Origin of the sequence: Pseudomonas sp. MWU13-3659, assembly GCF_023757525.1 — a bacterium.
Lineage (GTDB): Bacteria > Pseudomonadota > Gammaproteobacteria > Pseudomonadales > Pseudomonadaceae > Aquipseudomonas > Aquipseudomonas entomophila_E.
This window is the reverse complement of the sequence record NZ_JAMSHW010000013.1, coordinates 44490-69869: the sequence shown is the minus strand read 5'-3', so window position 1 is coordinate 69869 and position 25380 is coordinate 44490. Positions and strand designations below refer to the sequence as shown.

Genomic DNA, 25380 nt, shown 5'->3' with positions numbered 1-25380 from the left:
CCTACACAGGCAGGCGGAGCACCTGATGTAGGAGCGGATTCATCCGCGATGCGCCGCGCGTGCGGCGCTCGATCTCAAGAACGCTGCAAACCCTGGAGTCCGCCACCACGCGTCAAGCCTGCGGCCGCCCCCCAAGAATCGTCACCCGCTCCCCATACCGCGAATGCGGAAAATAATCCCAAACCGCATGGTGCTGGGTACACCGGTTGTCCCAGAACACCAGGGTGCCCGGCGCCCAGCGCACCCGGCAGCTCAACACCGGCTCACGCGCCACCACGTCGAACAACAGGTTCAAGAGCACCTGACTCTCGCCCGCCGACAACTGCACGATATGCGAGGTGAACCCCGAATTGACGAACAACGATGGCCGCCCGGTCTCGGGATGACGCACCACCACCGGATGCTCGGTCTTGGGCAGGCCGGGTGGCGGCGTATAACCCTTCCACGGGATCTCGCCATCATGGATCGCCGTCAGCGTCCCGAGAAACGCCTGCATCGCCGGCGACAGCATCTCCAGCGCCAGGTGCATGTTGGCAAACAACGTGTCCCCACCTGTACCGATGGCCGGGGTTTCCTTCACGTACAGCATCGACCCCATGGACGGCTCCAGGTCGGCGGTGCCGTCGGTGTGCCAGGTCTCACCGGCGACAAAGCGCGACTGCGCATTGGCGCGGATCACCACCAGCTCGGGGTCGTCGCCGTCGATGTCATCCAGCGGCAAGGCCCGCAATTCACCGAACAGGCGCCCAAAGGCCTTGTGCTGCTCGACGCTCAGGTGCTGGTCGCGGAACACCAGCACATGGTTTTCCAGGAAGGCCCGGCGAATCTCTGCCAGTTGCTCCGCCGCCAAGGGGCGCGACAAGTCGACCCCGCCGATCTCGGCGCCGATGACCGGCGTGAGTCGGCCCACGTTGATGCTGCGGTACGGCGCACGCTGGGCGCCGGCGATACGTTCGATGGCCTTCAGTGCCTGTTGATCCATGCTTTCCTCCCTGATGGGTGTTCGCTGGCCAGGTGTTGCAACCCGGCCGCCAGTTGTTCGCGCACCGCGGCGCGTTGTTCCGTGGAGTTCGCGCAGGCCCAGCTGAAGGCCCTCGCCAAGGCGCCGACAACACTGGCACAAGCCTGTTCGTCCTCGCTGGCGTAGGCGTGGGCGACGAGCGTGCTGCTGGCCGCCGCGTTGGCCGTGGCGAACGCCTGGGCGTTGGCTTCGGTGCTCAGTTGCGCGTAATGCCGGGCGAAGGCCTCGGCGTCGCCGAACTGCCCGGCGATCATCGCCTGGTTGGACGGTGCCAGGCCGTAGTCCAGGGCGCTGTCATAGGCCTGGGTATAGGCCGAGTCGAAGGCGTAGGCCCGACGAAACACCAGCAACAGCACCGGGCCGAGTGCGGCCCGCCATTCACCGACCTGCCCACGCAGGCCCAGGCTCGCGCGTTGATGCAGGCGCCGCAATGTGGTCATGGCGTGGTCATGTTCGGGCAACGCCCGGGCGAGCAACGGCAGCACCACCTCGGCTTGCCAGCAATGCAACAGCCGCCAGTACGCCTCGCAGTCCAACGGCTGGGGCAAGGGGCCGGTTTCCAGCCCCCGTAACAGCGGGCCCAGCCACGCGGGCACCTTTGCAGGCTCACGCGCCATGGACACCCGCCTCCTGTGCTAGCAGGTCGCTATTGATTGCCTCGGCTATCTGACGGGCCCAGGGACCGGCGACGATGCCGTAGTGGTCGGTATCCAGCGCCGCCCAGTTGCGCAGGCCAGGCAGCAACGCCTGCCAGGCCTGGCACAGGTCCTGCGCCTGCCAGCCACTGCCGATGCCGTAGGGGTTGGGCTGGGTGGCGATGAACAGCTGCCCGGTCGGGTCGGCGAGCACGCCGGGGACATGCCCCAGCATGCTCGCCAGGTTGTTGCGACAGCAGGTCACCAGGCGCTCCAGATAGCGCGCACCGTCCGCCGCGCCATTGCGCAAGGCGAACTCTCGTTCGAACACCCGCTGGATCTGCCCCTCGTCGATCGCTTTCAACTCGGTCCCGGCGTCGGGCGCAGGTGGGTCGATCAGGTACAGCGTCGGCAGCTCGAACCCGGTATCGCGGGCCAAGACGCACATGGCCTGGGCCACCCAGGCACCGAAAGACCAACCGACCAGCCGCCAGCTCGCGCCGTCGGGCAGTTCGGCCTGAATCGCTTCCAGGTACAACGCGGCACGCGCGTCCAGGGAGATGTTGGGCAGCTCGGGCTGATGCAGCACCGGGTCGGCGATCACCCGCACCTCGAGGTCCGGGTGCAGCGCCGCCGCCAGTCCGCGGTAGGCCTGGACGTCACCGCCGACCGGGTGAATCAGATACAACCACTGGCGTCCGTTGCCTTTCTGCCATGGGTCGATTCGCAGCGCCTCGTGCCAAGGGTCGCCAACGCTTTCGGCCTGACCTGGGTCATTGCCCACCAATGCCAGCACCTCACGCAAGCTGACCGTGGGACTGAACTGCGACAGTTGCACCACCACGCCCGTGACGCGCTGCAGTTCGTCGATCAGGTCCAGCAGCGTCAGCGAATCGGCGCCCAGGTCATACAGCGAGGCATCGTCATCCAGTGCGTCCACGCCCAACCATTGGCACAGGCAATCGCGCAGGCGTGCAGGCAGAGCGTCCGCTTTCGGCTGGACCTCGACCGGCGCTGCCACGCCGCCATGGCGCACGGGATAGAAGCGTCGGGCATGCTCCAGTGCCGTGGTCGAGACCAGTACCTGAGGCAGTTGCGCGGCCATGACCCGGTCGAACACCTCGCAGCCTTCCTGTGTCGACAGCCCGACGTTCAGATGCTGTTGGTGCGCGGCATCATTGCCAGTCGCCTCGGTGGCCATGCCGATCTCGCGCCAGATATCCCAGTTGATGCCCAGGCGCAGGCAGCCCTGGTCACCCGGCGTGCGGTAATGGGTGAAGCCGTCGAGCACGCCGCTGGCAGCGGCATAGTCCAGGTGGCCGGTACCACCGAACAGCGCCGACATGGACGAGCAGTACAGCACGAAGGCTGGATTCATCCGCGCGATCAGCGCCTCGACAGCGAGCATGCCACGGGTCTTGGCGGCCATCGCGGTCGCCATTCGCTCGGCGTCGCGCTGGCGGATCAGGCTGCCGACTCCGACGCCTGCGGCATGGATCACGCCATCGAAGCGTTCGTACCGTTGAGCCAGATGCTCGAGCACCTGCGGCCAGCGCGTCAGGTCGGCGAGGTCAGCCTCAAGCCACTCGACCCGCTCGCGGTCCACCTGCCACGCCTCTGGCCAAGTCGCCGAGCGCGACAGCAGCACCACGCGCCGCCCTGGCGCGCGCAGCAGGTGCTGGCACAGGGTGCGCCCGATGCCACCGCCGCCGAGAATCAGGAAGGTACCGTGTTCTGGCAAGGTGTTCGGTGCCGCCAACGGCAGTGGGCTTGGCACCAGCCGCGGTTGCCACAGGTAGCCGTCGCGCAGGGCCATGCGCCGGGGCAAGGCATCAGGCTCGGCCAATAGTGCGGCGATTGGCTTGGCATGCTCCAGCAGCGATGGGCTCGGGCAATCCAGCCAGTGGCAGCGCACCGGGTACTCCTGGGGTACCACCTCGGTCACGCCCGCCAGCGCTGCCAGTTCTGGCCGCGCCACCGTGCCCTGTACCGGGCAGGCCTGCCAAGACAACACCCACAAGCGCAGGTTGGCGTCTCGCGGTTGCTGACCCCAGGCCTGCAACAGGCTGCTGGGTGTATCCAGGCAGGCCCAGCGCGCAGCCGCCAGGCTCCGCTCATCGACCGCGCCGTCCACCGACAGGGGCAACGCGTGCAACCAGTCCAGGTCACCCGGCAGTTCAGTGAGCAGACGTCCCAGCGCCTGGGCATCCAGCACATCGAGCTCGAAGTGGTTCGCGGCAAGCTGGCGATAACTTTCCCCTGCGCGCACGTGCACCACGTGCTGGTAGCCAGCCCCCAGCGTACCGAGCAGCGTTTCGTCGGCCGACGCATGGCTGCACACCACCAGGGTCTGGCGAGCCACCGTCTGCGGCTCGGGGCCGGCCATGCGCCGCACTCGCTGCCATTGCCGCTGGTGGAACCAGTCGGCCAGCGGTTTGCGTTCGGGCACGCCGAGGCGCTGGAAGCGGTAGGTTTCAAGGTCGAAGGACGAAGGCGGCAAGTCCCAGGGCGGCGGTGCCGAACGGTGTGCCCACTCGATATGCGCGCCGTCGTACCAGGCCTCAAGCAGCGCCTGAGGCGAATGCTCGCTGGCCTTGAGGCGCACCTGCGACGGCGCGATCTCGCGAATGGCCGACAAGGGTAAATCCTCGCCTGCCCGGTAGGGCACCGCAAAACGCCAGCGCGCCTGCCGACGTCCGGCCTGCAGGTGGCTCAGCACGGCGGGCACGTGTTCGGGGTTGGTCTGCAGCCAAGCCCCAACCGCCACCACATCGCGCTCCAGTGCCGTGCGGCTGTGGGCCGAAAGCAGCAACAGCGGCACGACATCATCGCGGTTTTGCGCCGCGACCTGCACCGCGCCGACGATCATATGGGCATTGGTGCCGCCGATGCCGAAACTGCTGACCCCGGCCATACGTCGGCGCCCTGAAGGCCAAGGGCGTGCCGTAGTCGGGATGTGGAACGGCGAGCGTGCCAGGTCGATCTGCGGGTTGATGCGCGAGAAGCCCAGGTTCGGCGGGATCACCCCGTGGTACACCGCCAGGGTGGCGCGGATCAACCCGACCACCCCCGCCGCCGCGCCCAGGTGGCCAATCTGGCTTTTAACCGAGGCCAAGGCGCAGCTGCCTGCCGGCGTCTCGCCAAACGCCTGGGTCAGTGCGGCGACCTCGATCGGATCGCCGAGCAAGGTGCCGGTGCCGTGGGCCTCGACATAGCCGATATCGGCACCGGTCACCCCGGCCTTGCTCAAGGCCCGGGCGATCACCGCGCCCTGCCCGGCCACCGACGGCGCGGTGTAGCTCATCTTGCCGTGGCCATCGTTGTTCAGCGCCGAACCTTCCACCACGGCGTAGATGCGGTCGCCGTCGGCCTGGGCACGGGCCAGGGGCTTGAGCACCACCACACCGTAGCCACTGGCGCCGAGGGTACCGCTGGCGTCCTCGCTGAACGGCCGGCACAGCCCATCGCGGGAGAAGATGTGCTGCGAGCGATGCCGGTAGCCATCGCTGAGGGTCGGGTCGATCAGCACGCCGGCCGCCAGCATCACCTCGCTGTCGCCCTGGCGCAGCAGGTTGCAGGCCAGGTGCACGCCGATCAGCGAGCTGCCGCAGGCAGCCTGCACGCTCAATGCCGGGCCGGTGAGGTCCAGGTGGTAGGCGGCCTTGGTGGCAAGAAAGTCCTTGTCGTGGTGCAGGGCCAGCTGGAAGCCGTCCGGCAGTTCGCCCTCGCCGCATTCGCGCAGCATCTGCTGGAAATAGGTGGTCTCGCCGCAACTGGCTACCAGGCCGATGCGCGGCCCGTCGGCCGAGGGCACGATGGCGGCGTGCTGCAGGGCCTGCACGCAGGCCATCAGCAGGTGGCGTTGCTGAGGGTCCATCAGCCGCGCTTCCTGGCGGCTGATGCCGAAGTACTCGGGGTCGAAGTCGAGCATGCCCTGCAATTGGCTGCGGGCGCCGACCAGGCCTTCGGCGGCCTCGAAGTGCTCGATGCCCAGCGCGTTACCCTGGACCATCGCCCAGAACTCGCCAAGATCGCGAGCGCCGGCCACGTTGACCGCCATCCCGATGATCGCCATCGCCGGTTCGCCAGCCTCGCCAGGCTGCCCGCGGCGCACTGGCGCGCCCTCGGGACGGCCCAGGTGCGCCGCCAGCCGGCGGATCGTCACATGCTCGAACAGGTCGGCCATGCTCGGTGCATGGGGCAAGGCCTGGGTGTAGCGCGTATGCAGGCGCATCAAGCCCAAACTGGTGGCGCCAGCTTCGAAGAAGGTCTGCTCGGGTTCGATAGCGTGACCGATCACCTCGCGGAACAGCGTGGCCAGCTGGTTTTCCAAAGGATTCAGGGTGGCCGCCACCGTATGCTGACGCTTCAGCACCTCGCCCTGCCCGGCCAGTGCCTTGCGGTCGATCTTGCCGCTGGGGGTACGTGGCCAGGTGTCGAGGCGTCGGTACTGGTCGATGCGCACATGGGCCGGCAACTGCCGCGCCACCAGGCGGTCGAGGTCTTGTACCGAAGGCGTCGTGCCGGTCAGCTGCAAGTACGCCGTCAGCCGCGCAGGTTCGCCTTGCACGGTCACCACGGCGTTGGCCACGGCCTCCAGCCCCATCAACGCCGCCTCGACCTGCCCAAGCTCCAGGCGATGGCCGCTGAGCTTGACCTGCTGGTCATCACGGCCCACATAGTGCAGGCAACCCTGGGCATCGACCCACGCCAGGTCGCCGGTGCGGTAGTACAGGCAGCGGCGGCCGTCGGCCTGTGGCAGTTCGACGAAACGTTCGCAATTGAGCGTCGTCTCCCCCAGGTAGCAACGCGTGACCATTGCACCAGCCACCAACAGGTAGCCTTGGGTGCCCGTGGGTACGGGGTGGTCCTGGGTGTCGACCAGCAGCAAGCGGGCGTTGTCGATGGCCTGGCCGATGGGCGCGCGCAGCGGCCAGTCACGCACCTGCGGCGGCAGCCGATAGGCGCAGACCACGTGGGTTTCAGTCGGCCCATAGTGGTTGAACAGGCGTGCTTCAGGCATGCCGCTGAACCAGGTCCGCAATGCCTCGGTGCACAGCAACTGCTCACCGGCGGTAATCACCTCGCGCAGGGTCTGGGGGTGGCTACCTTGGGCCACGGCAGTCTGTGCCAGGTGCTGCAAGGCCACGAATGGCAGATACAGCCGCTCGATGCCTGCTTGCTGGATGTAGGCCAGCAGCGCCTGGGCGTCCTGCCGCCAGCGGGGTTCGATCAAGTGGTAGCAACCGCCGCCGCACAGGGTGCCGAACAACTCCTGGAACGCCACGTCGAACGACAGCATGGAGAATTGCAAGGTCACCGAGCGCGCCGGCAACTGCCCGGCGTTGCGCTGCCAGTGCAGCAAGTTGCACAAGGTGCGGTCAGACACCTGCACGCCTTTGGGCGTACCGGTCGAACCCGAAGTGAACAGTGTGTACAGCGGCTGCTCGCCATTGTGCCGGGGCCGTTGCAAGTCCCGGGGCGCGGCCTGCAGGTTGACCCGATGGCGGGCGAACGCCTCGACACCCAGCGCTTCCAGGGCAGCCTCGGTGGCACTGCTGAACAACACGCAGCGCGGACAAGCCTGGGCCAGTACCTGGCGTTGCACCGCCACAGGATAGTTCGGGTCCAGCGGCACGGCGGTGACATTGAGCTTGGCCAGGGCCAGCAAGGCGACCACATGCTCCACCGACGGCGCCAGGAACACCACCATGTTCGACGCGCCATCAAGTCTGTGTTGGCTGGACAAGGTCGCGGCCAAGGTATCGGCCAGCGCATCCAGCTCGGCGTAACTCAAGCGCTGCTGGCCGGCCACCAGCGCCGTGGCATTGGGTGTTTCGTGCACCTGATGCTCGAACCAGTCGGCCACCGTGGCGAACGGCAATGGCAGCATGGCGCCTTCGCTGGCCGGCGGCAGGCCCAGGCGGTAAGGCGCCACCAGTGCGTCCAGGGGCGCCTGCGGGTTCTCCAGCAGCAGGTCCAGGCCTCGGTGCATCAGGTCATCCAACGCGGCCACCTGCCGGGCATCGAAATGGCTGCACTGATACTCCCACCAGCACGCCAGCGGCCCGTCGCCGCCGACCACCAGCAGGGTCAACGGGCACTTGGCCTGGGGTGCCGGGTGCGGCTCCAGGGTGGCCCGCAGCGGAGCGTCGGCGAGCCTGGCGTAGTCGGTGTTCTCCAGCACGAAGAGGTAGTCGAACAACGCCTGGCCGGTGGACAGTCGCAGGTCCTCGACCAGATCGGCCAGGGCTACGTCCTGCAAGGCCAGCACCTCACGCACGGTGGCGGTTTGCCGGCGCAGCTGCTCGCCGAGTGATTGCGCGCCGCGCAAATCGGTCGGGATCAGCAGCGTGTTGGCGAACATGCCCACGCAGGCCTCGAACTCAGCCAGCGGCCGGTTGGCCACGGGGCTGGCGATCCGCGGGCGATCACAACCGACCAAGGCGTGCAGGCTCCAGGCGAAGACGCTGAACAGCACCTCAAAGCGGGTCAAGCGCTGCTGGGCGCAGAAGCGCTCGAGCGCGGCGCTGCGCCGCTCGCCCAGGGGCTGACGGTACAACCGCCCTTCGCTGCTGGCCGGACCCATGGCCTGCCGGGCCGGCGTCGCCTCACCGTGGCGTGCGTGCAGTGCTGCCAGAGTACGGCGCTGCTCCCGATAATGCGGGGTGACGCTCCATTGCCGCTGCCACTGGGCGAAATCCAATGTGCTCAACACCTGCATCGGGGCGGCGCGTTCACAACCTTGCAGGGCATCCTGATACAGGCCGGCCAGGTCTTCGAACAGCAGGTTCATCGACCAACCGTCGGTGACGATATGGTGCAGGTTCAGCAGCAATCGGCAGCTACCGTCAGTGTGCGGCGCCACCCAAGCGCGCAGCAGGGTCGGGCTGGCCAGGTCGAACGGTTCGTCGAACACCAGGCTGGCGAAGGCCTGCCAGCTGTCCTGGTGCAACGCCCCCGGTGCCAGTACCCGGCATACCGCCGCCTGTTCGGTAACCACCTGCTCCGGGCCGTCGTTGCCTGCCACGAAGGCGCTGCGCAAGGCTGGATGGCGTGCCACCAGGCGGCGCAGCGCTTCGGCCAGTGCCTGTGGGTCCGCGCCTGCCGCCAGGTGCAGCACCAAGGGCACGCTGTAGGCGGTCGAGCCGGGGGCGCGCTGTTGCTCCAGCCACAGGCGGCGCTGCTCGGCGCTGGCGGGCCCACGCAGTGCGCTCGACGGCGCCGGAACCGGTGGATAGTCCGAGCTTGCGCCCTGCCCCTGTTCAAGACGCTCGGCCAGCGCCACGAACGGCTCGGCGAGCAATGTCGCGATGCTGACCTCCTGCTCCCAGCGGCCACGAATCGCCGAACGCAGGCGCATGGCTTTCAGCGAATCACCACCGCTGCCCAGCCAGTCGTCCTGGCTACCGATCGCAGGTTGCCCAAGCAGCGCACGCGCTTGCTCCAGCAGCCAGGTCAAGGCTGGCGAGTGCTCGCCCTGCTCGATTGCCGGCCTCCACGGTGCGGTGGCCTGCGCAAGCAAACGACCCTGGTCGATCTTGCCGTTGGCCGTCAGCGGCAGGCGCGGCACCTGGAACAGATGGTGCGGGCGCATCCAGGGCGCCAGGCGGGCACGCAGGTAGGCGTCGAACTCGCGATAGTCCAGCTCTTCGCGCAGCACGACGAAGGCCAGCAACTGGTGGTCCTCGGCAGTTTGCCTGCGGCTGCAGACATAGGCTTGGGCCACCTGGGAGTGTTCGAGCAGGCACTGTTCCACCTCGCCCGGTTCGATACGGAAGCCACGCACCTTGACCTGCCGGTCGACCCGCCCCAGGCACTCCACCTGCCCTTCGGGATTGACCCGGACCAGATCTCCGGTGCGGTAATGCACCTCTGCGCCACCGTCGAGCGCAGGCAGGCGCACGAAGCAACGGGCAGTCTCTTCGAGGCGGTTGCGGTAGCCAAGGGCCACGCCACTGCCGCACAGGTACAGCTCGCCGATCTCTCCCGGTGCCACCGGCTGCTGCTGTGCGTCGAGCACGCGCATGCCGGTGTCCGGCAAGGGCTGGCCGATGGGCACGGTGTCAGCGGCGAAGTCCCGCGCAATGGGGTGGCACAGGGCGAAGGTGGTGCATTCGGTGGGGCCGTAGACATTGAACAGGCGGCAGGCGCTGTCTGGGTTGGCCTGGTACCAGGCCCGCACCGCCACGGGGCTGACCTGTTCGCCGCCGGTCAGTACCTGGCGCAGGTTGGCGAAGCAGGCCGGGTATTGTGCATTCAGGGTATTGAACAGCGACACCGTGATGAACAGGGTGTCGACCCGCTGCGTTTCCAGTACCTGGGCCAGGCGCCGGGCGTCGAGCAGGTCGTCATCGGCGACCATCACGCAACAGCCGCCATTGAGCAAGGGTGCCCACAGTTCGAAGCTGCAGGCATCGAAGGCCGGATTCGACAGGCAGGCAAAGCGATCACCCTGTCGGATGTCGATGTAGCTGCCGGCCTGCGCCAGGCGCAGCAAGCCGCGCTCGCCCACTTCCACGCCCTTGGGCACACCGGTGGTGCCGGAGGTGTAGAACAGGCACATGACCTCGGCGAAGGCCCCAGCCAGCGGCTGTGCGGGTTCGTCCGGGTGGTCCAGCAAGGTCTCGACGCTGGCTTCCCACGGGCCGGGCAGCCCTTGTGGCGCATCGGCGAGGCTCAACACCCCCGCACAGTCAGCATCGGCGAGCATCAGCGCGCGGCGTTCGGCGGGGCTGGCCCTGTCCAGCGGCATCACCACGGCCCCGGCCTTGAGCGCCCCGAGCAGTGCCGCGGCCCACTGCCAGCCGCGGGGCAGGTACAGCGCCAACGCCTGGCCCGGTAACAGCCCTTGCGCTTTCAAGCCGTGGGCGATGCGCTCGCTGGCACTGGCCAGTTCGGCGTAGCTGAGGCGCACCTGCTGGTCGATCACCGCCAGGGCTTGCGGGTCTCGCCGCACCTGGGCGGCAAAGCGTGCGAGCACGGTTTCCTGGAGCACGCTCATCATTTCCCCTCCTGGGCAGCGAAACGTCGCAGTTCGCGCTGGATCGTCCGTGAAACACGATGAATTTCGGTGCTTTCCAGCATGTCCCAGTGGCCGCCCTGCACCAGCGTGGCCAGGTAGCCAGCCCCAGCGCGACGGCGCCAGAACCCGCGCAGCGCGCGCAATTGGCCGCGTGCCAAGTCTTCCCTGGCCTGCACCAGCACCACCCGGCCGCCTCCTGGTGGGCAGGCATAGGCCGCCATGGCCAGGCGGTTGTGGTTGTACAGGTGGTAGTAGCGTTCGACCTGGGCATCCTCGATACCGGGGTACATGCCGTTGAAGCGCACCAGCTTGTCGCGGAACTCTGCCATGTCGACCGTGCTGATCTGCGCGCGGAAGGCCGGGTCATCCGAGCCCTGGGTGTCGAGCAGCACCACGCTGACGTACCCGCGCCCGGTCGCCCGCAGGCGCCGGGCCATCTCGTAGGCCACCAGGCCGCCGAACGACAGCCCGGTAAGCACCAGTGGCCGCTCCAGCAGCGGCTCGATCAGCCGCAGGTACGCCTCGGCCATTGCCTCGACCGTGGGCTCGGTGGCCTCCCCCGGGTTGAGCCCCGGTGACTGCACGCCGTACACGCCGACCGCCTCGGGCAGCACCTTGGCCAGCGACAGGTAGCAGAACGCGGTGCCGCCGGCCGGGTGGATGCACACCACATTGCGCTGGCCGTCCCCTGACCGGAAGGTAATGAGGTTGCTGTTCTCCTGGTGGGGGTTGGCCCCTGCCCGCAGCCAGCCGCCCAGCGCCTCGATGGTCGGGTGGCCCAGCACCACCCGCGCCGGCACTTCGACAGCGAAAGCCTGGCCGATCTGGTAGGCCATCTTGATCGCGGCGATGGACGTGCCGCCCACGGCGAAGAAGTTGTCGCGGATACCAATGTGCGGGGCCAGCAGCAGGCTTTTCCAGATCTGGTAGAGGGTCAGCTCGATGTGGTCGCGCGGGCTGCTCAAGTTGACCTGGCGCGCCGCCAGGTCGTGGTCGGCGCGCACGGCCAGCGCTTGGCGGTCGACCTTGCCATTGGCAGTCAGCGGCAGGCTGTCGAGCCACAGGTAGGCATTGGGCAACACGGCGCTGGGCAGGGTTTCGGCCAGGTGCGCGCGCACCGCCTGTTCGTCCGGCGCCTGGGTCACCACGCAGCAGGCTACCAGGCGCTGATGCTGGGCCTCTTCGCCGAGCATCAACACCACGCTGGCAGCAATGCCGGGGAAGGCCAGCAGCCGGGCCTCGATCTCGCTGAGTTCCAGACGCACGCCGCGCAGCTTGACCTGGAAGTCGTTGCGCCCAAGAAACTCCAGCTGCCCGTCGGCACGGTAGCGCGCCAGGTCGCCGCTGCGGTACAGCCGATCACCAGCCACGAACGGGTTGTCGATGAAGCGCTCGGCGCTCAGCGCCGGCAGCCCCAGGTAGCCGCGGGCCACGCCCACGCCACCGATATGCAGGTGGCCGGTGACACCGGCTGGCACCGGGGCATCAAAATCATCGAGCACGTGGAAACGGTTGTTGGCGATCGGTCGGCCGATCGGCAGGCGCAACGCGGGTACCTCGTCGCCCGGCGCCAGGGTCCAGATACTGTTGATGACCGTGGTTTCGGTGGGGCCGTAGACGTTGTGCAGCCGCGCCTGGGGCAGGCGTGCCTGGAACAGCCGCGCCAGGGCCGGCGACAGCTCGCCGCCACCGCAGAATACGTCCTTGAGGCTGTGGCATTGGCTGACCGCCTCCGTTTCCAGGAACAGTTGCAGCATCGCCGGCACGAAGACCATTGCCGTGACCTGCTGCTCGCGCACCACGTTCGCCAGGTAGCCCGGCTCGAAATGCCCACCGGGCCGGGCAATGACCAGCCGCCCGCCGGTCGCCAGTGGCCAGAAGGTCTCCCAGGCCGAGGCATCGAAGCCGAACGGGATCTTGTGCAGCATCGCCCCGGCCTCGCCGCAGACACCGAGGCACCACAACAGCAGGTTGCCCAGGCCACGGTGCGCGACCATCACGCCCTTGGGCAGGCCGGTGGTACCGGAGGTGTAGATCACATAGGCGAGGTGCTCGGGCGTCACACCCACTTCATGGGGGGCCAGGTTGTTACTGGCCAGGTGCCCCCAACTGGCCGCGTCGGCCTGCAAGTCGAGCATCGGTGCTTCCCAGCCCACGCTTTGCATGGCTTGGCGTACGATGCCCTGGGCCGGGCCCAAGGTCAGCAGCACGGCGGGCGTGCTGTCACCGAGCATGTGGCCCAGGCGCCCGACCGGATAGTCCGGGTCCAGCGGCACGTAGGCGCCACCGGCCTTGAGCACCGCCAGCAGCGCCACCGGCAGCTCCAGCGAGCGCTCCACGCAGACGGCCACGCGCACGTCCGGGCCGACGCCCAGGGTGCGCAGGTGGCGGGCCAGGCGGTTGGCCTGGGCATCGAGTTCGGCATAGCTCAGCCGCCGATCCTCGAACGTAACGGCACAGGCCTGAGGAGTGCGTGCGGCTTGCGCTTCGACCAGGCGGTGCACACAGTCGATCGGTGCCTGCAAGGCGGTAGACGAGTTCCAGGCATGCAACACCTGCCTGCGCTCGCGCTCGTCCATCAGCGGCAACTCATGCAGCGACCGCTTGGGCTCGGCGACCACCTGGGCGAGCAGATGGCGGTAGTGATGGCTCAGGCGCTCGATGGTCGCGCGGTCGAACAGGTCGGTGTTGTATTCGACCAGCAGGTGCAACGCACCGTCGCGCTCGACCCATTCGAACGCCAGGTCGAACTTGGCCGTGGCGCTGCCGGTGCCATGAGGTGAAAGCGCCAGGCCCGGCATGGCGACTGCGGCGCCCGGGGTGTTCTGCAGCACCATCATCACCTGGAACAGCGGCGAATGGCCGGGGTCGCGAGGCGGGTTCAGCGCCTCGACCACGCGATCGAACGGCACGTCATGGTGCGCGTGGACCTCCAGCATGTTCGCGCGGACTTCACGCAGCAGTTCGGCGAACGTCTGCGCCGGGTCGAGCTGCTGGCGGATCACCAGGGTGTTGATGAAGTGGCCGATCAACGGCTCCAGCTCTGCCCTGCCCCGGTTGGCGAACGGCGTGCCCACGCACAGGTCGCGCTGGCCACTGTAGCGCCACAGCAGCACGTCCAGGGCGGCGAGCAGCACATTGAACAGCGTGCCCTGGGTCTGTCGGGCCAGGGCATTGAGCTCCGCCAGGGTTCCGCCATCCACCGTCGAACTGAACGTGGCGCCGACAAAACGCTGCACCGGCGGGCGCGGGCGGTCGACAGGCATGTCCAGCAGTGGCGGCGCGTCGGCCAGGGTGCGCCGCCAGTAGTCGAGCTGGCCCTGCAACGTCTGGTCGTCCAGGTGCTGCCGTTGCCAGCAGGCGTAGTCGGCATACTGCACCGCCAGCGGCGCAAGGCTTGGGGCGCGGCCGCCCAGCAGGTCGCCATAGAGAGTGGCGACTTCGTGCAGGATCACGCCCATCGACCAGCCATCGGCGACGATATGGTGCACGCTGTACAGCCACACATACTCATCATCGGCCAGGCGCACCAGCATCGCCCGCAGCAACGGGCCGTTCACCAGGTCGAACGGTGCGCGGGCGTCGGCCTCGACCGCTTCGGCCAGGCGGGCCTGGCGCGCGGTCTCGGGCAGGTCGCGCAGATCCAGCACGGCCAGGGCCAGCGGCCTGCTCGCATGCACCACCTGGCGCGGCTCGCCGTCGACGTTGACGAAGGTGGTGCGCAGCATGGCATGGCGCTCGACCAGCAAATTGAGCGCCCGCTCCAGCACGGCCACATCCAGCTGCCCCTTGAGTGTGAGCGCCGAGGGCACGTTGTAGAACGGATTGCCCGGTTCCAGCTGGTCGAGGAACCACAACTGGCGCTGCGAGAACGACAAGGGGCAGTCTACCTGCCCGTGCGAACGACATGGGATCGGCGCGCTGTCGTCAGGCCGGGCGAGCAAGGCGATCAGCGCCTGCTTGTGGGTCTTGAGGGCCTGCATCAGGGCCTCGTCGAGAAAGCCCTTGGGCGCCTTGCAGCGCAGCTTGTCGCCGTCCACCTCGAGGGCCACGCCATGGCGATCGAAAAACGCCAGCAGTTGATGGGCGTTCATACTTCGAATTCCTCCATGTCAGTGTCGTCCTGCGGCGTGACTGCCAGCGCTTCCGGCTGTGTGCGATGCGGCGCGTCTCCCCCACGCAATCCGCCGACCATCGAGTACACCAGCGCATGGCTGGCGCCCAGGTCGAACAGCGCAACCAGCTGTCGGGGCTCCACCGAACCGACGCCACACAGGCCCAATCCTTGGTCGGCGGCAGCCATGGTCAGCAGTTGCGCCATCGCCCCCGCCTCGATCAGGCAGAAGTCGTGGCTCCCCTCGCCGTACAACGGACGGATCGCCGCCAGGTCGGCGACGAAGAACAGCGCGAACGCCGCACCTTCGTATACCGGGCGATTGACGAAGTAGTCGTAGGTGTCCGGGTCGAGCACGCCCTCGCCCACGGCCACCAGGCGATGCCCCACCGGGTCGTGGTAGTAGGCGCCGCCCGGCACCCCGAGCACCCGCCCGGGCTTGATGTAGAGGTAGGTCTGCAACGGGTAGGCGCCACCCGCCGACGGGAACAGGTACTTCGCCTCGCCGGCCAGCTGCCCCTGGGCCAGCACCGCCAGGAGCTCGGCGAACGCCTGCGCGGCAATGGGTTGCTCCCGATACTGGCGCACCGAACGGTAGTCGCGGTAGCGCTGGGCGAAGGCCGGATCGTCAGGCAGCGCCAGGGCCACCTGCGGCGTGTCGTTGGCGAAGCGCCGTCTTGCGCGCTGCTCGGCCTTGAAAGCTGCGCGCCGCTGCGGGTCTTCCAGCACCTCGTCGACGCTTGTGCCTGGCATTTCCTGGCGCGGCGCACGCTGGCGATACAGCGCGAGCAGGTTGAGCAGGGTCGGCTGCGCCAGCAGGTGCGCCACGTGGGGACGGAAGTGCAGTTCGCTCGACAGCGCGTTGCTGATGCGCACGATATCGATGGACGTGGCGCCGAGGCTCAGCAGGTTGGCGTCGGCGGCGATGCCCGGCTGGCCCAGCACCTGCTGGACGATCGCCACCAGGCGCTGCTCCTGTGGCCCGTTGACCTCCAGTACCAGGCCGTCGGTTTGCAGCTGATCGGGTTCGGGCAGCCGGCTCTTGTCGACCTTGCCATTGGCCGACAGCGGCCAGGCCTCCACGAAGGTGAACGACGACGGCACCATGTACGCCGGCAGCTTGTCGGCCAGGTAGCTGGCGAAGTCGCCGGCCTGCAGCACCGGGTCGGCCTTGAGCACATAGCCGGCCAGGCGCTTCTGCGCCTGGGCCTCGCCGAGGATGCGCACCACCGCGCTGTGCACGCCCGGGTGGCGGTTGAGCACCGCCTCGATCTCGCCCAGTTCGATGCGGTAGCCCTGGACCTTGACCTGGTTGTCGTCGCGGCCAAGGAACTCGATGTTGCCATCCGGCAGCAGGCGCCCCAGGTCGCCGGTACGGTACAGGCGCTCGCCGGTCAGCGGGTGATCGAAGAAGCTCCTGGCACTCAGCGCCTCGTCGCGCCAGTAGCCCTTGGCCAGGCCGATACCGCCGATGTACAGGTGGCCGGTGACCCAGGTCGGGCGCACTTGCAGCGCGTCGTCCAGCACATGGAAGCATTGGTGGTCCAGCGCCTGGCCATAGGGGATGCTGCGCCAGGCCGGGTCGACCTGGGTGATCGGGTAGCCGATCGACCAGATCGACGCCTCGGTGGCCCCGCCCAGGCTCATCAGTTGCAGACCCGGGCGCAGTGCCCAGGCACGCTCGGGCAACGCCAGCGGGATCCAGTCGCCGGACAGCATGGCCAGGCGCAGGCTTGCCGGCAGCGCCCTGCCCTCGCCCTCCAGGTACTCGACCAGCATGCCCAGCAGGGCCGGCACCGAGTTCCATACGCTCACCTGGTGGCGTTCGATCAACCCGGCCCAGTGCGCCGGGTCCAGGCTCAGTTGCGGCTCGAGCATGACCACCGCGGCGCCCGCCGCCAGGGTGCCGAAAAAGTCGTACACCGACAGGTCGAAGCTCAGCGACGAGATCGCCAGCACCCGGTCCCGTGGGCCCACGGCGAAGCGGCGGTTGATGTCGAGCAAGGTGTTGACCGCGCCCTGGTGGTCGATCACCACGCCCTTGGGCGTGCCGGTGGAGCCGGAGGTGTAGATCACGTAGGCCAGGTCATCGGGCCGCACCTGCACTTCACGCAGCGCTTCGACCTCGCTGCCGGGCTGGTCGGTGATTGCCAGGGCGGTGACCTGCGCCGGCCATGCCACCCGCGCCAGCAGGCACGGCTGGGTCAGCGCCAGGGTGGCCTCGGCGCGTTCGAGAATGTGCTGCAGGCGCGTGGTGGGCAAGTTCGGGTCGATGGGCAGGTAGGCGCCGCCGGCATAGAGGATCGCCAGCGTCGCCACCACCTGTTCCCAGCCACGCTCCATCACCACCGCGACCAGTCGGTTGGGCTGCACGCCACGGGCCTGCAGTTGAGCGGCCAACTGCCGAGCCTCCTGGCGCAACTGGCCGTAGCTCAGCTCCCGGACTCCCAGCACCGCGACGGCCTGTGGCAAGGCCAAGGCCTGGCGCTCGAACAGCTCGTGCATCAGCGGCAGGTCGTGTGGCGTCGGCGGCGCTTGTGACAGGCATGCCTGCGGTAGCAACTGTGGCGTACTGGCAGCCCAGGCCTCGGGTGCGAGCAGACGGTCGAGTACTGCGTTATAGGCAGCGAACATCTGCCCGATCATGCCCTCGGGGAACAGCGCGTCGATGCTGTCCCAGTTGAACAGCAGGCGGCCTTCAAGCTCGAGCAGGGTGTGGTCGAGCCACACATGCGGGGTCTGGGTGATGCTGTGTTCCAGCGTCGCGCCCAGGGCGTCGCCCAGGTTGAACTCGGCCAGCTCAGGCGCCGCTTCCGACAAGGTGCTGTTGAACACGATCGGCATCGCCGTCTGCTGCACGCCACGGGCCTGGGACAGCTCGCGCAGCACACGCACACCGCTGACCACCGAATGGTCGATGTCCTGCCATAGGCGCGCCTGCACGGCGCGGGCCTTCTCGGTGAAGCTGGCGTTGCCATCGATGGCCACCTCCAGCAGCACCAGGGAGGTGAAGTCGCCGATGATCGCATCGACCTGCGGATGCAGCGGCAGACGGTTGAACAGCGGCAGGCTCAGGGTGAAACGCGGTTGGCGGCTCCATAGCGCCAGGACTTCGCTGAACGCGGTGAGCAGCATCACCGACGGAGTGACGCCAAACTGCCGGGCCATGGCCTTGAGCTGGGCCCACTGTATCGCCGGTATCTCGCGGTCGCGGCGAGTGAAGTGCGGGTTGGCGATGCTTTCCGGTTGGCACACCCGCGGCAGGTCCGGGGCCGGGGCCAGGTTCTCGAGGCGCCCGCGCCAGTAGTCCAGGGCGCGCTCATAGCGTTGGCCACCGCGCAGGTGGCGCTCGGCAAGCACATAGTCGCGGAAGGTCACGCCGGGTTCCGGCAGTTGCAGATCAGGCGTGGCGTAACAAGCCATCAGTTCGCGGGCGAGAATCTGTGTGCTGGCGGCATCGACCACCAGGGCGTCGAGGCTGATGTGCAGGTGGCTGATGCCGTTGTCCAGCAGCGATACGCAGAAGTCGAACAGCGGCCAGCGGCTGGCGTCGAGCACCTGGTGCGACTGGCGCGCGCGGGTGGCCAGCAGGGCCTCCCGGGCCTGCTCGGCATTCATTTCGCGCAGGTCACTGCGGGTCAGATGGTAGGCCGGCACCTGCTCCAGCACCTGCTGGGTGCCGTCGTCCAGGAACACCACGCGCAGCATGTCGTGGCGACGGATCATGCGGTTCAGCGCGGCCTCGAAGCGAGGCACGTCGAAGTCGGGGATGCGCCACTCTTCATAGCCATGGGCGCTGACACCGCCGAGGCTGATGCTGGCCTCGCGGCCGAACCAGTAGGCCTGCTGGATGTCGGTCAGCGGGAACGGCGCGTGGCGCCCGGCTGGGTCGGTTTGCAGGGCCTGGACCTGCGGCTCGGCTTGCCCCTGCTCCATCGCCGTGACCTGCGCGGCCAGGTCCATCAGCACTGGCGCCTGGAACAAGCTGCTCAGCGACAACTGCGCACCCAGCCGCTGGTTGATCGCGTAGACCAGGCGCGTGGCCAGCAGCGAGTGGCCGCCCAGGTCGAAGAAGTTGTCGCGGATGCCGACCCGCTCGCACTTGAGCACTTCGGCCCAGACCTGCGCCATGCGCCGTTCGATTTCGTCACGCGGTGCTTCATAGTCCGCCGTACCGCTCCGCTCGGGCGCTGGCAGGGCCTGGCGATCCAGCTTGCCGTTGCGGGTCAGCGGCAGCTGCGCGAGGCTGATCCAGGCAGTGGGCAGCATGTGCTCGGGCAGTTGGCGCTGCAGTGCCGCGCGCAGGGTTTGCGCTTCGCCAGTGCCCACCACGTAGGCCACCAGCCGTGGGTCGCCGGCAACGTCCTCGCGCAGCAACACGGCGACATCCTGCACGCCTGGCTGCTGGCGCAACAGGCTGTCGATCTCGCCCAACTCGACTCGGAAACCGCGCAGCTTGACCTGCTGGTCCACGCGCCCCAGGTACTGCAGGTTGCCATCGGCTTGCAGCCGGGCCAGGTCGCCGCTGCGGTACATGCGTGCCCCCGGCTCGGGGCTGAACGGGTCGGGCAGGAAGCGTTCGGCGCTCAGGGGCGCCCGATTGAGATAGCCACGGGCCAGGCAGTCGCCGGCGATGTACAGCTCGCCTGGCACGCCCACCGGCTGTGGGTTGAGGTCGCTATCCAGCACATAGAGCCGCGCATTGGCGATCGGCTTGCCGATGGGGGGTAGTTCCGGCCAGTGTTCGGCGTCAGCACAATCGAGGCTGAACTGGCTGGCCACGTGGGTCTCGGTCGGCCCGTATTGGTTGCGCAGGCTTGCGCCGCCCAGGCCGCGAACGAACGTACGCAGCGCATCGTTGACCTGCAGCGCCTCGCCAGCGGTGACGATCTCGCAGCCACCGGACGGCATCGGCGCGTCGGGCTCGGTCACGGCGGCCAGCTGTTGCAGCACGGCGAACGGCAGGAAGGCGCGTCCCACGCCCTGGGCCACCAGGGTCGGGCGCAGGGTGGCGAGGTCCTTGCGCCCGGCCTCACTCATCAGTTGCAAGGTGCCACCTTGGCATAGGGTGCTGCAGATTTCCTGGAACGACACGTCGAAGTTCAGCGAGGCGAATTGCAGCACGCGGCACGCCGTGGGCGCCTCGTCCAACTGCCAGGCGATCAGGTTGTCCAGGGCACGACGGCTGTGGGCCACGCCCTTGGGGCGGCCGGTTGAGCCTGAGGTGTAGAGCACGTAGCCGAGGTTCGCGGGGTTCACCGCCACCTGCGGGTCGTTGTCCGGGCAGTCGGCCCAGCGTGCCGCGTCGCTGTCCAGGCACAGCAGGTCGACCGCTGGCGGCAGGCCCGGGCGCAGCGAGGCCTGGGTCAGCAGCAGGCTTGGCGCGGCGTCGGCAAGCATGAAGGCCAGGCGCTCGGCCGGGTACGCCGGGTCGAACGGCACATAGGCGGCGCCAGCCTTGAGGATGGCCAGCAGGCCGACGACCATGTGCGCCGAGCGCTCCAGGCACAGGCCCACCCGCTGTTCGGGGCCGATGCCCAGGGCGACCAGATGATGGGCCAGGCGGTTGACCGCACGGTTCAGCTCGGCATAGCTCAGGGCCTGGCCGCCTGCGATCAGCGCCGCGGCATCCGGCATGCGCCGGGCGACAGCCTCCAGGCGCGCCATGCAGCCAGGCTGGCTGGCTGTATTGCGGGCCGTGTGGTTCCAGGTGTCCAGCACCTGCACGCGTTCCTGCGCGTCCAGCAGTTCGAGCGTGGCGATCGACTGCCCTGGGGCACCGACCATCCCCTCCAGCAGATGGCGCAGGTACTCGCCAATGCGCGCCACGGTGGCGCGTTCGAACAGCCCGCAGGCGTATTCCAGCCCACCGACGATCTGCCCATCGCGTTCGCTCAGCGCCAGTTGCAGGTCGAACTTGGCCACGTGCTGGCTAGCGCGCATCGGCGTGATTTCCAGCCCGGGCAAGGCCAGGGTCTGGCCCTGGTCCTGCTCCCAGGCGAACAGCACCTGGAACAGCGGGCTGTAGGCCAGGCTGCGTGGCGGGTTCAGCAGCTCCACCACCTGCTCGAACGGCAAGTCCTGATGGGCTTGGGCGTGCAACGTCACCTGGCGCGCCTGATGCAGCCATTCGGCCAGCGTCGGTGCTCCCGTGCGGGTCATGCGCAGGGCCAGGGTGTTGACGAAGAAACCGATCAGCCCGTCCAGCGCCGGGTCCGGGCGGTTGGCCGAGGGCACGCCGATCACCACGTCGTCCTGCCCGGACAGGCGCATCAGCAGCAGTGACCAGGCGCCCAGCAAGGCCATGAACAGCGTGGTGTCGTGGGCGCCGCACAGGGCCTTCAGGCGTGTGGTCAAGGCCTGGTCCAGCACCAGCGGCACGAAGCCGCCGCGATAGTCCTGGACGGCCGGGCGCGGGTGGTCGGTCGCCAGCGTCAGCAGCGGCGGCGCCCCCTCCAACGCCTGGCGCCAGTAGCGGCGCTGCGCCTCGAGGCGTTCGCCGCTCAGCCATTGGCGATGCCAGGCGGTGTAGTCGACGTATTGCACCGGCAGCGCCGGCAGGTCAGCTTCCTGGCCCTGCAGCGCGGCGCTGTACAGCGCTTCCAGATCGCGGGTGAAAACCCCGACCGACCAACCGTCGGAGATGATGTGGTGCTGGGTCAGCAACAACACATGCTCGTCCTGCGCCAGACGCACCAGGCAGGCGCGCATCAATGGCCCCTCGGTCAGGTCGAATGGCCGCGCGCCCTCCTCCTCGATCAAGGCTTCAAGACGTGCCGAGGCAGCGGGCAAGCCCTGAAGGTCGACCTGGGTGAACGCCATTCCCTGGTCAGGGGCACCAACACACTGGCGGCCTTCGCCTTCGACACTGTTGAAGGTGGTACGCAGCGCTTCATGCCGTGCCACCAGTTTGTCCAGGCTGGCGGCCAGTGCCGGCACCTGCAAGCGCCCCCGCAGGCGCAGGTTCAGCGGCATGTGGTAGGCGGCGTTGCCCCCCTCCATCTGCGCCAGGAACCACAGCCGCTGCTGGGCAGACGACAACGTTTGCGCAGCGGTTCGTTCGACGCTGGTGATCGGCAGGCGCCATTCGTCCTGGCTGGCCTGCAGCCTCAGGGCGAAATCCATGAGCCGCGGGCTTTCGAACAGTGCCGAGGGTGACGCTTCCAGGGCCAGGTCCTGGCGCACTCTGGCCAGCACCCGCATGACCAGCAGCGAGTGACCACCCAGGGTGAAGAAGTGATCTTCACGACCGATGGGCGCGATCCCCAGCACCTCGCTCCAGATCGCCGCCAAGATGCTCTCCAGCACGCCTTGCGGGGCCTGGTAGTCGCGTTGCGCGAAGGCGCTGGCATCCGGCGCGGGCAAGTCGTTGCGGTCGTACTTGCCATTGGCGGTCAACGGCAAGGCGGGCAATTGCACAAAAGCGCTCGGCACCATGTAGTCCGGCAGGTGCGTACGCAACTGCTGGCGCAGCCCGGCCGGGGTCAGCGCAGCCCCCGCGTGCTGAGCGTAGTAGGCCACCAGACGTGACTCGCCCGGTATGTCCTGGCGCAACTGCACGAGGCTTTCCCGAACCCCGGCGATCTCTGCCAGGCGCGTCTCGATCTCGCCCAATTCAAGGCGCAGGCCACGCAGCTTGGCCTGGTGGTCGTTGCGCCCGAGGAATTCGAGCTGGCCGTCGGCGCGCAGGCGCGCGAGGTCGCCGGTGCGGTACAGGCGCTCACCGGCGACGAAGGGACTATCGACAAAGCGCTCGGCAGTCAGTTGCGGCAGGTTCAGGTAGCCGCGGGCAACGCCGACGCCACCGAGGTACAGCTCACCCTCCTCGCTCGCCTCGCCCTGGGCATCGAGCAAGTAGACGCGGCAATTCGCCAGCGGTCGACCGATGGGCAACGACCCCTCGGCCACCTCGGCAGGCACCTCGTGGCAGGTACTGTCGATGCTCGCCTCGGTGACACCGTAGGCCTGCACGACTTGCACCCGCTCGCCGCACAGGCGACGCAATTGGCGGGCACTGTGAGCGGTCCAGACATCCGAGCCGCACACCACCGTGCGCAGGAACGCCAGGTCCCGGCCATTGGCCTCGGCCCAGTCCAGCAGCGGGTTGAGCACCGCCGGCACGAAGTCGCAGAAGCCCACTTCGGCTTCGCACAGCAACCGGTACAGCGCGGGCGGGTCCATCAGCGTGTCGCGCGGGCACAACACCAGGGTGCCGCCAAAGCCCAGGGCGCGGATCAGGTCGGCGCTGAACACGTCGAACGAGAAGCCGGCCATCTGCAGGTGGTTGAGCGGCGCCTGCAACGGGTACAAGCGTGCCCAGGCCGCGCTGAGGGCGACCAGGCCGCGGTGCTCGACCATCACCCCCTTGGGCGTGCCGGTGGAGCCGGAGGTATAGATCACATAGGCCAGGTGGCGGGGCGTCAGCCCGATTGCCTGTGGGTCAAGATCATGGGCTGGCTGGTCGGCCCAGGCCACGGTGTCGTCGAGGTCGAGCACCACGGGGGCCAGCGACAGGCCGTCCAGTGCCGCCCGTGCAGGGCCATGGCTGAGCAGCACCGCCGGGGCGCTGTCGGCGAGCATGTGCGCCAGGCGCGCCCGTGGGTAGCCAGGGTCCAGCGGCACATAGGCGCCACCGGCCTTGAGCACGGCGAGCACGGCCACCAGCATGTCCAGTGAACGCGCCAGGCACAGCCCGACCCGCACATCCGGCCCGACGCCGAGCGTGCGCAGGTAATGGGCCAGGCGGTTGGCCTGGGCGTTGAGTTCGCCATACCCCAGCGATTGCTCACCGAAACGCGCGGCGATGGCACCTGGAGCCCGCCGTACCTGGGCTTCGAACAAAGCGTGCACGCACACGGAAGTATCGAACGGCGTGTCGTGGTGCCAGTTCGCGGGTAATACAGCGGGCTGCGCGCAGGCGTTGGCGCGCGAGGAAGAAGTGTCGAGCATCGAGGCTACCGTCCGTGATTATTGTTCTGGTGATGCGCGCAGGGCGACGGGCGTCCTGCCAGTCAAGGATCGATCAATCGGGGGCGATCAGGGGGAAGACGCACCGAGGGCCAGGCGGGAGCGGTGGGCGGGGCGTCGTGCGGCCAGGTGGCAACGCACGTGTGGGGAAGACTGGCGACAGCGGGCAAGCGGCCCGCCACATCGACGATTCCAAACTGCGAGACCCATTGAAACCTCACCATCCTTATGGGGGGCGTGGAAGGGCCACGAGCGTTGAGCCTGGGTGGTCCCTTCGGCTGCGGTGCCGATGGCCTGTGGGCTGTCGGCATTCCATTACGCACCGGGCTGCTGGCGCCAGCGCTGGCGGATGATAACCACGAGGGTCGGCGGCAAGGCAACAAAAAGAAAAACTTTATGGGCTTCGTCTGGATGTCCCAGCCTGATCCATCACATCGAAAGAGCATGATGTTTAGATATTAAGCCATTGATATATATTATTTTTATTTCGTAACTTAAACCAAAACATGAAGTAATCGCTGCGCCCCTTGACCTTAAAGCGGACTTTAAAGTTAAGGTCTCGTCCGAGCACTGCCATTCACCACTGGCAACTAAGCTCTTTCCCACCTTCCTGACAGATCGAAGGACACCGTATGCAAACCATCCTGGGCGCGACCGGCCAGATTGCCGTGGAGCTGGCGCGCGAGTTGGCCGCCCACTACACCCAAGACCTGCGCCTGGTCAGCCGCAACCCGCGCAAGGTCAACGCCACCGACACCCTGGTGGCAGCTGATTTGCTGGACGTCCAACAGACCGTCAATGCCGTCAAGGGCAGCAGCACTGTCTATTTCACCGCAGGCTTGCCACCGGACACCGCGCTCTGGGAAACGCAGTTCCCGGTCATGCTGCGCCATGCCCTCGACGCGGCCCGGGCGGCCAACGCCCGGTTCGTCTACTTCGACAACACCTACATGTACCCGCAAGATGACCGCCTGCTCACCGAGGACACGGCGTTCGCGCCGGTCGGGCGCAAGGGCCAGGTGCGCGCGGCGATGGCGACCCTGGTGCTTGAGGAAATGGCCCGTGGCGAGATCCCGGTGCTCATTGGCCGGGCACCGGAGTTCTACGGGCCCGGCAAGACCCAGAGCATCACCAACACCCTGGTGCTGGACAACATCAAGGCCGGCAAGGTGCCCCGCGTGCCGGTGCGCGACGACACCCGGCGCACGCTCATCTGGACGCCCGACGCCAGTCGTGCGCTGGCGGCGCTGGGCAATGCAGAGGATGCCTATGGCAGCACCTGGCACCTGCCCTGCGACGACAATCGCCTGACCTATCGCCAGCTCGTGGCGCTAGCTGGCGAGATCTGCGGCAAGGACCTCTCGTACAAGGTGCTGGGCAAATGGACGTTGACCGCTGCCGGGCTGGTTTCCCGGCAGGTCCGCGAGCTGCGGGAGCTGCTGCCGCGCTATGGGCATGACAACCTGTTCGATTCATCGAAGTTCAGCGAGCGTTTTCCGGCGTTTGAAGTGACAAGCTATCGGCGTGGGCTGGAGCAGGTTCTGGCCGGGAATATTTCTTGATCATTGAGGGTTCGGCGGGTGAATTGCAGTGTTCTGAAGATCGAGCGCCGCCCGCG

The 25380-nt window shown here is 67.8% G+C and carries 6 protein-coding genes; 1 reads left to right on the top strand and 5 read right to left on the bottom strand.

The annotated features are described in order from the left end of the window. Positions 1–112 precede the first annotated feature (112 nt). The 5 genes from NGM28_RS17185 to NGM28_RS17165 are packed head-to-tail and all read right to left on the bottom strand — an operon-like array spanning position 113 to position 23744. Positions 113–982: a TauD/TfdA dioxygenase family protein gene (locus NGM28_RS17185; RefSeq protein ID WP_240062805.1), complete on the bottom strand. Its 870-nt coding sequence runs from the start codon at positions 980–982 to the stop codon at positions 113–115. Next, positions 964–1638 carry a hypothetical protein gene (locus NGM28_RS17180; RefSeq protein ID WP_252090875.1) on the bottom strand — a complete coding sequence of 225 codons (675 nt, stop codon included), beginning with the start codon at positions 1636–1638 and terminating at the stop codon, positions 964–966. Before NGM28_RS17180 ends, NGM28_RS17185 begins: the two co-directional genes overlap by 19 nt. Beyond that, on the bottom strand, positions 1628–10660 hold the full coding sequence (locus NGM28_RS17175) for a non-ribosomal peptide synthetase (protein ID WP_252090874.1): 9033 nt from the start codon (positions 10658–10660) through the stop codon (positions 1628–1630). The genes NGM28_RS17180 and NGM28_RS17175 overlap by 11 nt, the downstream gene beginning before the upstream one ends. Continuing rightward, the gene (locus NGM28_RS17170) at positions 10660–14775 is read right to left on the bottom strand and encodes a non-ribosomal peptide synthetase (protein ID WP_252090873.1); all 4116 of its coding nucleotides are present in this window, start codon (positions 14773–14775) and stop codon (positions 10660–10662) included. The genes NGM28_RS17175 and NGM28_RS17170 overlap by 1 nt, the downstream gene beginning before the upstream one ends. Next, the gene (locus tag NGM28_RS17165) at positions 14772–23744 is read right to left on the bottom strand and encodes a non-ribosomal peptide synthetase (RefSeq protein WP_252090872.1); all 8973 of its coding nucleotides are present in this window, start codon (positions 23742–23744) and stop codon (positions 14772–14774) included. Before NGM28_RS17165 ends, NGM28_RS17170 begins: the two co-directional genes overlap by 4 nt. A 650-nt stretch (positions 23745–24394) precedes the next feature. On the opposite strand from NGM28_RS17165, the gene NGM28_RS17160 reads away from it, so the two are divergent. Further along, complete coding sequence (locus tag NGM28_RS17160; RefSeq protein ID WP_252090871.1) at positions 24395–25324, top strand: NAD-dependent epimerase/dehydratase family protein; 930 nt, start codon at positions 24395–24397, stop codon at positions 25322–25324. Positions 25325–25380 lie beyond the last annotated feature (56 nt).

Bases quoted from the DNA above. Each gene is read 5' to 3' on its own strand.
- NGM28_RS17160 (WP_252090871.1), top strand. From the start codon at position 24,395: ATGCAAACCATCCTGGGCGCGACCGGCCAGATTGCCGTGGAGCTGGCG.
- NGM28_RS17165 (WP_252090872.1), bottom strand. From the start codon at position 23,744: ATGCTCGACACTTCTTCCTCGCGCGCCAACGCCTGCGCGCAGCCCGCT.
- NGM28_RS17180 (WP_252090875.1), bottom strand. From the start codon at position 1,638: ATGGCGCGTGAGCCTGCAAAGGTGCCCGCGTGGCTGGGCCCGCTGTTA.
- NGM28_RS17185 (WP_240062805.1), bottom strand. From the start codon at position 982: ATGGATCAACAGGCACTGAAGGCCATCGAACGTATCGCCGGCGCCCAG.
- NGM28_RS17170 (WP_252090873.1), bottom strand. From the start codon at position 14,775: ATGAACGCCCATCAACTGCTGGCGTTTTTCGATCGCCATGGCGTGGCC.
- NGM28_RS17175 (WP_252090874.1), bottom strand. From the start codon at position 10,660: ATGAGCGTGCTCCAGGAAACCGTGCTCGCACGCTTTGCCGCCCAGGTG.